Raw genomic sequence first — 13364 nt, forward strand, 5'->3', positions numbered from 1 at the left:
ATCAACTGCTTGTAACTCATGGTAACTACTCTTGTTTTTTGGCGATTACAGAGTACCACCAACAGGCAGTTGATCTCTTCTCACCATTTAACCAAGAGTGGTGCACTTATTATCTGAATTCGGGGCTTTTACATCGCTAGGCAAATCGTTGTAATTGGCGACAATACGTAAATCGAGAATTTGCGCTTGCCCCGACTCATCAAGTTGGGCGGTTTCAGCTGCTCTCACCATCATGTTTCGCAGCATTCCATCCATGCCGTCTAAAAAGCTGTCGCTACTTTCTATCGAAAATAGCGTCACCACCAAAGTCGCTAAACTGAAAAGAGACCAAATGACATAACGGCGTAAACTCAGCCTTAATCCGCTCACCATAAATAATTAATCCTTTTCACGTGATTGAACTCGAGGGCTCTCGCCACCCACCGCCTCAGCATCTGCTGCAATACGCTCGGCGTTTGCATCAAGGGTTACATTACCAAAGGTAAAGGTGGTTGCTTGCCCTGAACGTCTGGCGGCCAATACACTTACGCGAGCAACGAGTTCAGGCATATCAAAAGGCTTCACTAAGTAATCATCAGCCCCTTTTTGAAAGCCCTCGAGTTTATTCTCAAGCTGGTCGCGGGCGGTAAGCATAATAATCGGCGTGTCATTGCCGCATCTAAATCGTCGAGGTCGCCAAGCCCAGTGCGATAGCGAGTGAGGATAACCGCTTCATTATTTTCTAGTTCTTCCAAGCGCGCTTTTTCGATACTCAGCAAATGTTGCTGCGATAAAATATCGATGTAGCGGCGAATAACATTGGCCACTAACGTATCGCGGGCAGACTGATAACTAGCTTTAGCGCTATCAGCATTTAAAGAGGCCGCGGTAATACCGTCACTGATTCTTTGCCATACATCAAGCTCCCAACTTACGTTTAGGCTGCTGGTATAGTTAGTGTCAGATTGCTTGTTTTTGGTGGCGCTTGCGCCGGCATCAACATTGATATTTCGTTGAGATGCGGTGGAATCAATGGCAACTTGCGCTTTTTGTAAGGTGATGAGTGTTTGCTGAAGGTTAGCATTGTGCTGTAACGCCTCTTCAATAAACGAAGACATATGCGCAATGTCATCAAGATTAATTAAGTCGGTTAATTGACTCGCCTTAACCCCTGACACCTCGTCGTTTAATGATTGCCACGTTACGTTATCACCGGTATTTGCTAAGGCCGACTTACTAAGTGCCCTATTATCGGTTTGTGCGCACGCGGCTAGCCCCATCGATAGTATGGTAGCTAACAGCATTTTTCTCGCCCCGGTCATTGTAATACTCTCTCGACTTACTCTTAATAAAGCGATTATTACAAAGGCAGGGTTAAGGACCGGTTAAGAACAACTGCTGCATTAGAGCAACATAGTAACATGAAGCAAAACCGAAGCAAAAACGCCGCCTAATGAAAGTAGGCGGCGAGCTAAAAGCTAGTCTTTATTTTAACGCTGCAAGCGTGCGGGCTAAATCATTCACGTCTGACACACTGTAGTTAGGCTTTTCCGCTAACGGAAAAAGGACTTTACCAGGGCGACGGATAAAGGCGGTTTTAAGACCAGCTTTGTTCGCGCCGGCAATATCCCAACCGTGTGCCGCTACCATAAGCGCGTCGCTAGCATCGACGCCCAAGTCATTAAGCGCCCATTGGTAGGTTTTTAAATGAGGTTTAAATACACCCACAGATTCTATGCTCAGGTTAGCATCAAAATATTGGCTTAATTTGGCATTTTTTAGCTGTAATTTAACACCTTCAAGAGATGAATTAGTTAAGGTAACTAACTTATATCCTTGCGCTTTTAATGCCGCTAGCCCTTCGGCAACATCTGGGTGCGCCGGCAAAGAGCGCAGCGGTGTCACGATGGCACTTCGTGCCTTATCGTGTGAAATAGCAATATCATTATTTTCTGCCACCATTTCTAACGCTGCCACACCGATATTACCAAAAGATTGATATTCGCCTGTCGCCGACACCACTAAAGAATGGTGCAACATAGTAGAAAACCACAATGGCAGTAAATCGTCTCGACCATTGAGCGCCTCGCCCACTGAAGTGCGCATGTTTTCAAGGTCTAACAAGGTTTCGTTTACGTCAAAAATAATCACTTTGGGCTTTGTGTGTTGAGCCGTTGCCTCTGCTGAATCGTTGGCAAATACGCTGCTGTTAAACAGCCAAAATACGCTAAAAAGGGATAGTAGTGTGCGATTCCTCATAATACCTCTGTCTATTTACGTTAAAGGTGAATGTCTATTTACGCTAAAGACGAACGAATTGAACGATCGTTCAATTCATTCCTAGACTAAATGAAACACCGGGTAAAATCACGGGTTAATTGCAACATGGCGTAAATTACCGCTAAACGCATTGTTGAACTAAGTAGAGAAATAAGCGTGTTTTTATCTTTTCAATTAGCCCCTCATAAAGAATCGCTCAGATGCATGCTAGTAAGATACACCGAGTGTAATTTTTATATTTAAACGCTAGGCTACGCACCCACACAGCACGCTAAAAAGGAAAGACAAATGAGCTGGATATATTTGATAGTAGCGGGCCTATTAGAAATAGGATGGCCTGTGGGGCTTAAGTTAGCACAGGAAGTTGAAACCCGTGTGGTAGGTATTGGATTAGCCGTTGGCTTTATGGCTGCCAGTGGTTTTTGCTTGTGGATGGCTCAAAAGCACATTCCTATTGGTACCGCATACGCTGTGTGGACAGGTATTGGTGCGGCAGGCACCTTTTTAGTAGGCGTTATGTATTACGGCGACCCATCATCAATTGCGAGATACTGCGGCGTAGCGCTTATTGTTGCCGGAGTAATAGTACTTAAACTTGCTCAGTAGAGCTGGTTCACTGTACTGGCTGACTAAAACTGGCTTACCCAAAAGCGAAGCCTTTAAATGTACAAAGCAATAGATAACAATTTACGCTGACCTTTTTCTATTTTGCTCACGGTATGTAGATACTTATCAGGGCGAAAAAAGTAAATGCGATTAAATAAGTTGAAGATAACTTTTTCTGCGCGAAACACACCGCCTCTCTCAGGCTTTTTCAACACAACATTGAATTTATAATAGCGCCCACGCCCCATAGGATCGTTGTGCTCTAACACACGATGGCCTTCTTTGTACGTCACCACATTGATGGCGAGCCGTTTAGATGAGAATAGCGCATTATTTACAACGTTAGCCATGAACTATGTTCGCCATATAAGTACAACCAAAATGAATAAAGTGGATAAGACAGTCATTGTCTCAATTCCACACGGCAATGACTACCGCTGACAAAGGTGAGAGAGAGGCTTGTTGGTGCTTTGATATGACGCAAACGCATATGCAGATACCACGTTGCCCTTGTGTAAAAGCGCGTTACTTACCCCAATCATGCAGAATATATCTTCAAAACATCGAGGCTTTTGGCAAATTCAGCAAATTATCGCCCTCTCGCCAACGTGAACATCAGATATGCCCAATAAAAAATAGCTATAAATAAAGCACATCTGCCAGAGGTGGATTACACTAGTGTAGCGACATACATTAAAATATAAGCTAATAACGTATTTGCTCGGGCGTGCTTGCTTAGCTTTTGTTTTATGGCTGAGCTTACTCAACAAAATACATACTCGACTGACACAGCAACAGGTTAACGTTTTGAAAAATACTAGTTTACTTAATAATGCCTTAAGCCTGCTTGCACTTTTCTGGTGCTCTGTTTCTTTTGCAGACAACAATGACATAGAGTTTTCCGGATTTGCACGTGCAGTAGGCGGATATTTAGATACATCTTCGGCAGAGTACGAGGGCTACGATGACTCAGTTAGTTTTTCAGAAAAGTCATTGCTAGGGCTTCAAGCAGATTACACGCTCAACCAGTATTTTTCAGCATCTGCTCAGGTACTGCTTCACAGCGACGAAAACCGCGAATCTGGCATTGAATGGCTGTATATTACCTATGCGCCAAACGATGCGCTTCAATTTAATGTTGGTCGCTTACGCACTCCCTCACTAAAATATTCAGACGTCATCGACGTTGGCTTTGCTTACCCATGGGTTAACGCACCTCAACAACTTTACAGCAGCTATCTATTTTCTCAATACGAGGGAGGTAACGCACGTTTTAGGGGACGATTAGGTAAAGTCACTTACGATATTGAAGGCTACTTAGGGCGATATAATGACGATTTGAGAACGAGTGGCCTAGCAATAGATGTGGAGATAGATACCCTTTATGGTGGTGTTTTAGAGCTTAATTATGGCGGTTTTCAATTAAGAACGGCTGTTACAGGAGCAAGAAAAGTGGAGGCGCAAATAGAAGGAGTAGCGCCTCTTATTAACGGATTACAAGCCGCTGGGTTTGAAGATATCGCCGAAAACTTTATTATCAACGACAGCGTGAGTTCGTTTTTAGTAGGTGCAAGCTACGATGGGCTCAAATGGTACGCGAGTGCTGAATGGATGAGCGTAAACTCTGACATTGAATTATTGGCTGAACTTGAAAGCTACTATGTCTCAGCGGGCTACTACATTGATGATGTGCTCTTACACGCTACATATGCATCATCAAGCCAGTCTCTCAATAATATTGAAAACACAATTCCAATTGGAGTTTCTCCCGACTTAGACGGGCTGTTTTTTGCTGTTGAGGAACTAAATAGCTCTTTTCCAACTGATAATCTCGATACGATAACGCTTGGCGCTCGTTGGGATTTCAAAACTAACATGGCATTGAAAGCAGAAGTTTCATTTCTTGATGGCGAAGAAGGCAATACCTCATTTTTCGAAGTGAAAGACAGAGAAGAAGGCTTCGACAGGCAAGCTACGCTCTATCAAGTAGCGTTGGAGTGGGTGTTTTGATGAAGCAGGCTTTCCTTGTTTTCGCACTATTAACATTCTCGGGAGCTTCCCTTGCCTCTGAACGTGTGGTTGTGGTGGCCAATATTGCGCAGAGCAGCGTTACGTTAACTAAATCTCAAGTAAGAGACTTATTTATGAGCGGGGCTTCTCCCGAGTTATTATCTCTTACGCCAGTATCGATTGCGCCAGGTGAGCAAAGCAGAACGATATTTAACACACGCGTTATTGGATTACCAGAATCTCGCATACAGGCGTACTGGGCCCAAATGCGATTCAGTGGACGTTTGACGCCTCCTAAAGAAGTGGAGAGTGCAGAGCAAATGCTTGACTATTTGAGAGCGAATGAGGGCAGTGTCGGTTACTTGCCTGAGTCGACCCAACTGCCTGAGGGTTTAAAAGTGGTGTACACCACAAGGTAGATCATAAGACCTATTTCGTCGCAACCTGGTGCTGTAACTGACTAAGCGTAGAGGGCCGGCTATACAGAAAGCCTTGTAATAAATCGCAATCGTGTGCGAGAAGAAAAGTTTCCTGCTCTTCGGTTTCAACACCTTCCGCACACACGGCAAAATTGAGACTTTTTGCCATAGTAATAATAGCAACGGTTATCTTCTCAGACCGCTCAGATTGACCTATTTGACTAACAAACTGCCTATCAATCTTAAGGGTGTCGATATTAAATTCGGTAAGATAGCTTAGCGAAGAATAGCCTGTACCAAAATCGTCTAGGGATAAATGGCAACCGTGCTTTTTTAGCGCCTCAAAAAAACTATTCGCCACGCCAAAGTTATTCATATAAGCAGTTTCTGTAATTTCAAACTCGATATGCTGAGCTGAGATCTCCCCCGAATTTAACCCGTTTAAAATACAGTTAGTCACTTCAGTGTTATTAAGGTCGTGAGCACTCAAATTAATAGAAACACGAATATGGCTACCAAACCGCGCTATCAGCTGTGGCAACTCCTTACAGGTTTGATTAATAACCCATAGCGAAATAAGCGATATTTTGTCGGCTTTTTCTGCAACAGGAATAAATTCAGCAGGAGAAACGAGGCCTAATACTTCATCATGCCAACGAAGCAGTACTTCAACACCTTCAATATCTTTCTGCGGGCCGACTTTCGTTTGATAGGTAAGGTAAAAGCTATCATTCTCTAGTGCGTTAGCAAGGCGCATCGATATCTGTATCTTTCGCTGTGTATCTTCAAACATGGCACTGTTAAACCAAACTAGGCGACCTTTACCTTCTTTTTTGGCACGGTACATTGCCACATCTGCATTGGTAATTAAGGTGGAGGCTTCGTAATTACACTCACTAGCAACCGCAATACCGATACTTAGACTTGAGTCTAACCGCAGTCGATTTACATCGTGTGCTTTCATGACCGAATCAATGAGGTTTGTGGCTATATGCTCCACATCTGTGTGGGAACTCACGCTGTCTACAATAACTAAAAATTCATCTCCGCCAAGCCTTCCCAAGGTGGCATTAGTAGGCAACACGCGACTCATAATAGCGCTAATATGTAATAAGAATTTATCACCCGTGTCATGACCGAATGAGTCGTTGATATTTTTAAAACCGTCAACATCTAAAAACATGAGGCACAATTCGGTATTTTCTCGCTGATTTTTTGCTAACAGCGATGATAAGGTTTTCATCAAATACTGCCGATTTGGCAGGCCCGTTAAAACGTCAAAATTGGCAAGGGTTTCTAGCTTTGACTGTTGCTGTTCAAGTAACAGGTTTTTCTGTGCATTCATCTGTGACTGAGATTTGATATTAGCCATCATGTTGTTGAATGCGTGGGACAGTGCTGCAGTCTCTGACTTATTCGTTTCTTCTACCGTTACATCATAGCTTTGTTCATCCACTACGCTATCCATTGTTTTTATGAGGTTTTCTAACGGACGTAGGGAGCGACGATGGAGTCGCGTAGAAATAAATAATGATAACAGTGTTAGTGCAATAACAGATGGAGCAACTAAAATCACATATCGTCGTCGGTTTTCATGAAGCGCCTCTTGTAAGTTAAACGTGAGAATTAACTTACCCAGTGGAAAACTCATTTCACCAATATTTTTAACAACGACAACTTTAGATTCAAGATTATGCATGCCCAAGGACAGTTGGCTGTATTCGCCATTTTCTGGGGTGCGATCAAATTTCATTGACGACTGAGCGAGCGCTTCATCACGACTGTTTTTAACAACCGATAACCCTGCTGCACCCACATAGCTATTTAGCAGGTTGTTTTCATCATCATACACGTTGGCTGTTTCAACGTACTCATATTCTTCCAGTCTAAGCAAGATTTGGGTTTGATTAAATTGGGCTGCAGGCTCGTCGATATAATCAAGCAAATCAATCGCCATATTTTGTGCAATCGCTTCAACTTCTGTTGCTATAAACTCGATATATAGCTTCTCATACACATAAATCGACAGGCTAATAATGAGCGTGCTCACAACCGCTATCGATGTAATGGTAGTAAAAGAAATTTCAAAACGAAGACTTTTCAAAGGTACTCTCTATTTATTTACCAACTCATTAACAGCTGAACATCACTGGCAAACGCTGTCGAAAAATCATTTTATATATTTTTTTGTTTTAACGCTTTGTATTAAGGCAAAAAACAGCGCGGTAAATCTCATCCCGACAAAACGGAGCGAATAGTAGCAAAACGTAAAGTGAACACTAATTATACTTTAGATGCTTCCCTTGTTTGCGCAAGTATAGTTGAGCTCACGAGCTGAGAGGTAGTTATTCTTGAAGCACAAAAAAGCCCACTAAAAAGTGGGCCTTGGTAGTCTAATCGACTGCTCTCATTTAATTAGGTGTTATTGCGTTGTGATAAACGTCTTGAACGTCATCACAATCGTTAAGCATGTCCATGAACTTTTCAAACATTGGCATATCATCTTCGCTGATTTCCGTTTCTGTTTGAGGCATCCAGCTCATTTCATCAGCTAAAAAGTTAATATCTGGGTACGCTTCTGTAAGCGCAGTTTTAACCTGGTAGAACTCAGTATGTGGTGCGTATACCGTTACCTTGCCATCGTCTACTTCAACATCGGTCACATCAACATCGGCTTCCATCAACACTTCTAAAATAGCGTCCTCGTCATCACCTTCAAACTGAAACACAGCTTGGTGGTCAAACATGTGAGAAACTGCACCTTGCGCACCAAGTTTTGCATTGGTTTTAGTAAAGCAGTTTCGCACCTCAGTGATAGTACGGTTAGCGTTGTCAGACAAGCAATCGACGATAACCATACAGTTACCAGGCCCGAAACCTTCATAACGCATGGGCTGAAAATCTTCACCAACGCCACCGGCTGCTTTGTCTATTGCCTTGTCTATAACGTGGCCCGGCACTTGGTCTTTTTTAGCTTTTTCCATCAAGCGACGCAGCGATAGGTTCGTGTCTGGATCGGCACCGCCATTTTTGGCGCACACGTAAATTTCTTTACCGTATTTAGAGTAAACCTTGGTTTTCGCGCCAGCTGTTTTTGCCATGGCGTTTTTTCTTACTTCGAATGCTCTTCCCATCTTAAGATTCTCTTCCTCGCAATTTTAGTGCAACTTTGCGTATTTTATCGGGTTGCTGCGTCTGTCTTCACCAATACACTAAATTGGTTAGCAATACGTGTCGCATCGACACGCGAAACGCGAAACGCAGAAAAATATTATAAAATTCTACCTAGTTTATGCACAACAATACAGTGTTTATAGCGTTTTACTTTATCCAGTGTGCACTATGGAAGGTGCTCGGTAGCTAGGTATTCATGAGATTGCATTTCTTTTAGCCTACTTAAGCAGCGTCTAAACTCGAAGCTTAACAGGCCCTCTGTATAGAGTTCTTCTAACGCAACCTGTGCTGAAATAATTAACTTAACGTTTCGCTCATAAAATTCATCAACCATAGCAATAAACCGCCTTGCCACATCATCCGTTCCCTGCCCCATTTGTTCAACGTTAGCTAACAATACTGAGTGATAACAGCGGCTAAGCTCTATGTAGTCGCTTTGGCTTCGCGGCCCTTTACATAAACTATCAAACTCAATCATGAGTACGCCATCGGCGTTTCTCATTGTGGGAATTTGACGATGATTGACATCTATATCTTCGTTTTGTGTACCTGCTTCTGGCGCAAGTTGGGTAAAGTAATTATTCAGATTTTCTGTTGCTTGAGCATCGAGTGGATAGTGATAAATCTCAGCTTGTTCAAGGGTTCTCAATCGATAATCGATCCCGCTGTCTACATTCACTACGTTAGTGTTTTGGTTTAGCAAATCTATCGCTGGTAAAAAGCGCGCTCTCTGCAGCCCGTTTTTGTAAAGCTCGTTGGGAATGATGTTAGAGGTTGCCACCAGCACAATACCGTGGCCAAACAATTCTTCCATTAACGTACCGAGTATCATGGCATCAGTAATGTCTGACACAAAAAACTCATCAAAACATATAACCCGCGCTTCTTTGGCAATTTTAAGCGCTATCGTTTTAAGCGGGTCTTGCGCATTTTTCAGCAATTTTAACTCGTCGTGAATTCGATGCATAAAGCGGTGGAAATGCACACGCATTTTACGCTCAAAGGGTAAACACTCAAAAAAGGTGTCTACAAGGTAGGTTTTACCCCGCCCTACGCCGCCGTAAAAATAAATACCTTTAATGTCTTTCTGAGTATCCTCTTTACCAAAGGCCGCCTTTAACTTGCTTCGCCAGTTCGCTTTGCTTTGTGGTTGAGTAAGTTCATCGTATAAACGTTGAAGCTCTTTCACGGCAGTTTCTTGCGCTGCGTCGTAATGAAAATCGGCTAATTCGAGATCTTGTTGATATTTTTCCCAGGGCGTCATCGCCAAAAACCACTCCATACGAATGTCAATAGTGGTGCACGCTGCACCGACCTGCTTGAATTTCTTAATTATGACCTTAATTTTAATGAAAATCACGGTAGAATCACTCGTTCACAGTGCGCTATCTCGTAACCATCAGAATTAATGTTTACGAACAATGCGCTTTTCAACTTCGACCTTGCTATATTCAAGGTTTGGTCGAAAGCAGCAAAACCCACGTATCAATGGTTGTGCTGTGGGATGTAGATTGATTCGGAGAATATAATGGAATTGTTAGTATCTCTTGCGTTGTTGGTCGTCGGCTTAATTATCGGCTTTTTTGTCGGTCGTTTTGCTCAGTCGAAAAAAGGAGCAGGTAATGCTGCACAAACAGAGAAGCAAGTAAAAGAGATCCTTGCACAGCAAGCGCAACACCATATACATCAAACGCGTCAAAGCCTTGAAAGTATCGAAGGCCAGTGCGATGTGTTAAAGCAACAACTTGAAGAATATGAAACGCTGCTTGAGCAAAGCGGCGATGATAGTGAAAGCAAGGTCCCTTTTTACGGGGAGCAAGCAACAACCTATCTACGTAATAACTTAAAAGGGTCTGATGGGTCTAAGGTTAAACGTGTTTCAGACACTCAACCAAAAGACTTCGCCAACTCAGGTTCTGGGCTGTTCGTCGGCGGTTCTGGTGAGAATACCGCAGAAAAACAGTAACATCGGGAACTTTTGAAAGGCCACAGACTCTTTTAGTGAGACCATGCTTTATTGCATATAACATTAAGGAGTGTAAGCGAACATGAAAATGTCTTTCCGCCATTGTGTTTTGGCGTCAGCCGTTGTTGTAAGTTCATTAGGCTTTACCGCTACTACGCAAGCGGCGTTGCCTTTCTTTTCTGATAAAAAAACAGAAGTTCCCTCTTTAGCCCCCATGCTTGAAGAGGCCACGCCTGCTGTTGTAAGTATTGCCGTTGAGGGAACGCAAACATCTCGTCAACGGGTGCCTGAAATGTTCCGCTACTTTTTTGGCGCACCGCAAGAACAAGCACAAGAACGTCCTTTTAAAGGGCTCGGCTCGGGCGTCATTATCGACGCTGACAAAGGCTACGTAGTAACGAATAATCACGTTGTTGATAACGCAGACGAAATTACGGTTAAGTTAACAGACGGTAGAGAATTTACCGCTAAGAAACTTGGCGCCGACGAGCAAAGCGATATAGCACTTCTTAAAATCGATCCTGACAATTTAAAAGCACTGCCTTTAGCTGACTCTGATGCCGCTAGAGTGGGCGATTTTGTCGTAGCAATCGGTAACCCATTTGGGCTCTCTCAAACTGTGACCTCAGGTATTGTAAGCGCGCTGGGACGCTCTGGTTTAAACATTGGCGGCTATGAAGACTTTATTCAAACCGATGCAGCTATTAACCGCGGTAACTCTGGTGGAGCCCTTGTAAACCTTCACGGCGAACTCGTGGGTATTAACACTGCTATATTCGGCCCTAATGGTGGCAATGTAGGCATTGGCTTTGCCATTCCTGCCAATATGATGAAAAGCTTAGTGGATCAAATTGCAGAATTCGGCGAAGTTCGTCGTGGTCTACTTGGCATATTAGGTAGCGATATTGACGCTGGTCTTGCTGAAGCCATGAATGCTGAAGTTAATCTTGGCGCTTTTGTTAGCGAAGTACAGCCAGAATCGGCAGCCGAAGATGCCGGTCTGCAAGCTGGTGACATTATCACAGCTATTAACGGCAGAAAGCTCAACAGCTTCCAAGAGCTACGAGCGAAGATCGCGAGCATGGGCGCAGGCGCAGAAGTTGAACTAACCGTAATGCGCAAAGGCGATGAGATCAGTGTTGACGTAACCTTAGACGATGCCACAGAACAAACGGTAACCGCAGCGCAAATTCATCCTGCATTAGAAGGTGCAACGCTGACGAACGGCAGCGATGGTGCTGGAAATGCCGGTGTTATCGTTTCTGAAATTGAACGAGGCGCACCTGCTGCTCGCATCGGTTTACAGTCTGATGACGTCATCATTGGTGTTAACCGCGTTCGCGTAGCAAGTGTAGCAGATTTCCGCAATGCCCTTGACGAAGCAAAAGGGGTAATAGCACTTAATGTGAAACGTGGTAATTCAACCCTGTATTTGGTGATTCGCCAATAAGCACCTCTCGATGTACTGTGATTTGAGAAAATTCACTCTCATGAAATGAACATCGATACATTAAAGCAGCGCCTCAGGGCGCTGTTTTTGTTTCTCGTATTTCTTTCATCCCCTCTCTTCCCAAAGGCCTATAAAAAATAATCTGGGTTAGAGTAGTTTAGTAAATAAAATGATATCCTCGTTCCACAAGTTATAATAAATAGCTGTTTCTCGTATCGGCGAGGCATTGTGTGAGTGGAAAACTGTTTTTAACACTTAACCCATAACGACAAATGCGCTGACGATAAAAGAACCCCGTGCTAACTAACAAAAAAGTGTGACCAGTGACAAGCCGCTCAATTATTCATTTTTTCATCAAATCTGTTGTTCTTGGTGCCGCAGTAGCAGCGCTTCTACTCTTATTCTTGCCCGATTTACGTCAGGGCAATGGATTTACAAACGGCCTGTTTACTGAGCCGTCGGTAAGCGCAAGTAGAGAGAGCTACTTCGCATCACTCAGTCGTTCAGCGCCGGCTGTGGTCAATATATATAGCGTGAGCATTGAAACCGATGCAGGCTTATTTAGAAACCAACCTCGTGAGCGAGCAAGCTTGGGCTCTGGTGTAATAATGACCGAAAACGGCTATATCCTTACCTGCCATCACGTGGTGGAAAATGCAGACAGTATTTATGTTGCTGTTCAAGATGGGCGGGTGCTAGAAGCACAGATAGTGGGTAACGATCCGCTTACTGACCTCGCGGTATTAAAAGTCACCGCAGAAAGCCTTAATATCATCCCACAAGTTGCCGAACCCGATACACACGTTGGTGATGTGGTAATGGCCATCGGTAATCCATTCGACCTTGGTCAAACTATTACACAAGGCATTGTGAGCCGTGCTGGTCGCAATGGACTATCGAACTATGTCGATTTCATTCAAACCGACGCCGTTTTGAACCAGGGTAATTCTGGCGGCGCACTTGTTGACAGTAACGGTATTCTTTTAGGAATAACCAATGCTAACTTTCAAGTAAGAGACTCGCGAAATAGAGTACGAAACGTCGATGGGATTAACTTTGCGGTTCCTTATGAATTGGCAAAGCGAGTAATGGATGAAATTATTAGCAACGGCAGGGTTATTCGCGGGCAGCTTGGCTTTATTGGCAGTGAAAGGCGTAACCTAGCTGGCATACTGGGTATTGATGTAACCGCTGTCGCTAAGGGCAGTCCTGCCGATACCGCAGGATTACAACCTGGGGATATTATACTGTCTATTGACGGCGTAAGAGCAGAAAGTGCATCAAAAACTCTGGATATGATTGCTGAGACAGAGCCTGGCACCAAGCTTGAAATTGAAATTAGTCGCAATGAAAAATCGATGATCTTAACTGCTACCGTGGCTGAACTTCGTACTGGTCAGTAAACATAAGAAACAAACAGACATAAAAAAAGCGCCTGAGGCGCTTTTTTTATGTCTGTTTCACAGAGAAATAGTTGTAC

General features: G+C 43.6%; 13 protein-coding genes and 1 pseudogene. 6 read left to right on the plus strand and 8 right to left on the minus strand.

The window, feature by feature from the left end:
* Positions 1 to 87 precede the first annotated feature (87 nt).
* The 4 genes and pseudogenes from GTQ48_RS14965 to GTQ48_RS14980 form a co-directional block, all read right to left on the minus strand.
* Entirely contained in the window at positions 88 to 372 is a 285-nt protein-coding gene (locus GTQ48_RS14965; protein ID WP_163107394.1) for a hypothetical protein, read from the minus strand.
* Between the two features lie 60 nt (positions 373 to 432).
* Positions 433 to 654, minus strand: a pseudogene (locus tag GTQ48_RS17750) (response regulator); the annotation flags it as partial.
* Positions 564 to 1301 carry a TolC family protein gene (locus GTQ48_RS17755; protein WP_163107396.1) on the minus strand — a complete coding sequence of 246 codons (738 nt, stop codon included), beginning with the start codon at positions 1299 to 1301 and terminating at the stop codon, positions 564 to 566. The gene GTQ48_RS17755 and the pseudogene GTQ48_RS17750, both read right to left, overlap by 91 nt.
* Before the next feature lie 163 nt (positions 1302 to 1464).
* Positions 1465 to 2238, minus strand: coding sequence for a haloacid dehalogenase type II (locus tag GTQ48_RS14980; RefSeq protein ID WP_163107397.1), 774 nt, complete (start codon positions 2236 to 2238; stop codon positions 1465 to 1467).
* A 309-nt stretch (positions 2239 to 2547) separates the two neighbouring features.
* Between GTQ48_RS14980 and GTQ48_RS14985 the strand changes: the two genes are divergently transcribed.
* Positions 2548 to 2865, plus strand: coding sequence for a DMT family transporter (locus GTQ48_RS14985; RefSeq protein ID WP_163107398.1), 318 nt, complete (start codon positions 2548 to 2550; stop codon positions 2863 to 2865).
* A 53-nt stretch (positions 2866 to 2918) separates the two neighbouring features.
* Here GTQ48_RS14985 and GTQ48_RS14990 read toward each other — a convergent pair whose 3' ends face one another.
* Positions 2919 to 3215, minus strand: coding sequence for a 2OG-Fe(II) oxygenase (locus GTQ48_RS14990; RefSeq protein WP_163107399.1), 297 nt, complete (start codon positions 3213 to 3215; stop codon positions 2919 to 2921).
* Positions 3216 to 3672: 457 nt separating this feature from the next.
* On the opposite strand from GTQ48_RS14990, the gene GTQ48_RS14995 reads away from it, so the two are divergent.
* Positions 3673 to 4875, plus strand: coding sequence for a porin (locus tag GTQ48_RS14995; RefSeq protein ID WP_163107400.1), 1203 nt, complete (start codon positions 3673 to 3675; stop codon positions 4873 to 4875).
* Complete coding sequence (locus GTQ48_RS15000; protein WP_163107401.1) at positions 4875 to 5294, plus strand: hypothetical protein; 420 nt, start codon at positions 4875 to 4877, stop codon at positions 5292 to 5294. The genes GTQ48_RS14995 and GTQ48_RS15000 overlap by 1 nt, the downstream gene beginning before the upstream one ends.
* A gap of 10 nt (positions 5295 to 5304) precedes the next feature.
* Here GTQ48_RS15000 and GTQ48_RS15005 read toward each other — a convergent pair whose 3' ends face one another.
* The 3 genes from GTQ48_RS15005 to zapE form a co-directional block, all read right to left on the minus strand.
* On the minus strand, positions 5305 to 7398 hold the full coding sequence (locus GTQ48_RS15005) for an EAL domain-containing protein (protein WP_163107402.1): 2094 nt from the start codon (positions 7396 to 7398) through the stop codon (positions 5305 to 5307).
* Between the two features lie 307 nt (positions 7399 to 7705).
* Positions 7706 to 8428, minus strand: a complete 723-nt coding sequence (locus tag GTQ48_RS15010; RefSeq protein WP_032096351.1) for a YebC/PmpR family DNA-binding transcriptional regulator — start codon at positions 8426 to 8428, stop codon at positions 7706 to 7708.
* Positions 8429 to 8634: 206 nt separating this feature from the next.
* Positions 8635 to 9732, minus strand: a complete 1098-nt coding sequence (zapE, locus tag GTQ48_RS15015) for a cell division protein ZapE (RefSeq protein ID WP_163107473.1) — start codon at positions 9730 to 9732, stop codon at positions 8635 to 8637.
* 264 nt (positions 9733 to 9996) lie between these two features.
* Between zapE and GTQ48_RS15020 the strand changes: the two genes are divergently transcribed.
* From GTQ48_RS15020 to GTQ48_RS15030, 3 genes are all read left to right on the plus strand, one after another.
* Positions 9997 to 10434: a ZapG family protein gene (locus GTQ48_RS15020; RefSeq protein WP_163107403.1), complete on the plus strand. Its 438-nt coding sequence runs from the start codon at positions 9997 to 9999 to the stop codon at positions 10432 to 10434.
* 88 nt (positions 10435 to 10522) lie between these two features.
* Positions 10523 to 11884, plus strand: coding sequence for a DegQ family serine endoprotease (locus GTQ48_RS15025; RefSeq protein ID WP_163107474.1), 1362 nt, complete (start codon positions 10523 to 10525; stop codon positions 11882 to 11884).
* A gap of 323 nt (positions 11885 to 12207) precedes the next feature.
* The gene (locus tag GTQ48_RS15030; RefSeq protein ID WP_163107404.1) at positions 12208 to 13287 is read left to right on the plus strand and encodes a trypsin-like peptidase domain-containing protein; all 1080 of its coding nucleotides are present in this window, start codon (positions 12208 to 12210) and stop codon (positions 13285 to 13287) included.
* The last annotated feature ends 77 nt before the right edge of the window (positions 13288 to 13364 follow it).

The organism is Alteromonas genovensis, from assembly GCF_010500895.1.
Classification (GTDB): domain Bacteria; phylum Pseudomonadota; class Gammaproteobacteria; order Enterobacterales; family Alteromonadaceae; genus Alteromonas; species Alteromonas genovensis.

Excerpts from the sequence above, each read along its gene's own strand:
- GTQ48_RS14965 (WP_163107394.1), bottom strand. The coding sequence starts at position 372 with ATGGTGAGCGGATTAAGGCTGAGTTTACGCCGTTATGTCATTTGGTCT.
- GTQ48_RS17755 (WP_163107396.1), bottom strand. The coding sequence starts at position 1,301 with ATGACCGGGGCGAGAAAAATGCTGTTAGCTACCATACTATCGATGGGG.
- GTQ48_RS14980 (WP_163107397.1), bottom strand. The coding sequence starts at position 2,238 with ATGAGGAATCGCACACTACTATCCCTTTTTAGCGTATTTTGGCTGTTT.
- GTQ48_RS14985 (WP_163107398.1), top strand. The coding sequence starts at position 2,548 with ATGAGCTGGATATATTTGATAGTAGCGGGCCTATTAGAAATAGGATGG.
- GTQ48_RS14990 (WP_163107399.1), bottom strand. The coding sequence starts at position 3,215 with ATGGCTAACGTTGTAAATAATGCGCTATTCTCATCTAAACGGCTCGCC.
- GTQ48_RS15000 (WP_163107401.1), top strand. The coding sequence starts at position 4,875 with ATGAAGCAGGCTTTCCTTGTTTTCGCACTATTAACATTCTCGGGAGCT.
- GTQ48_RS15010 (WP_032096351.1), bottom strand. The coding sequence starts at position 8,428 with ATGGGAAGAGCATTCGAAGTAAGAAAAAACGCCATGGCAAAAACAGCT.
- zapE (WP_163107473.1), bottom strand. The coding sequence starts at position 9,732 with ATGACGCCCTGGGAAAAATATCAACAAGATCTCGAATTAGCCGATTTT.
- GTQ48_RS15020 (WP_163107403.1), top strand. The coding sequence starts at position 9,997 with ATGGAATTGTTAGTATCTCTTGCGTTGTTGGTCGTCGGCTTAATTATC.
- GTQ48_RS15025 (WP_163107474.1), top strand. The coding sequence starts at position 10,523 with ATGTCTTTCCGCCATTGTGTTTTGGCGTCAGCCGTTGTTGTAAGTTCA.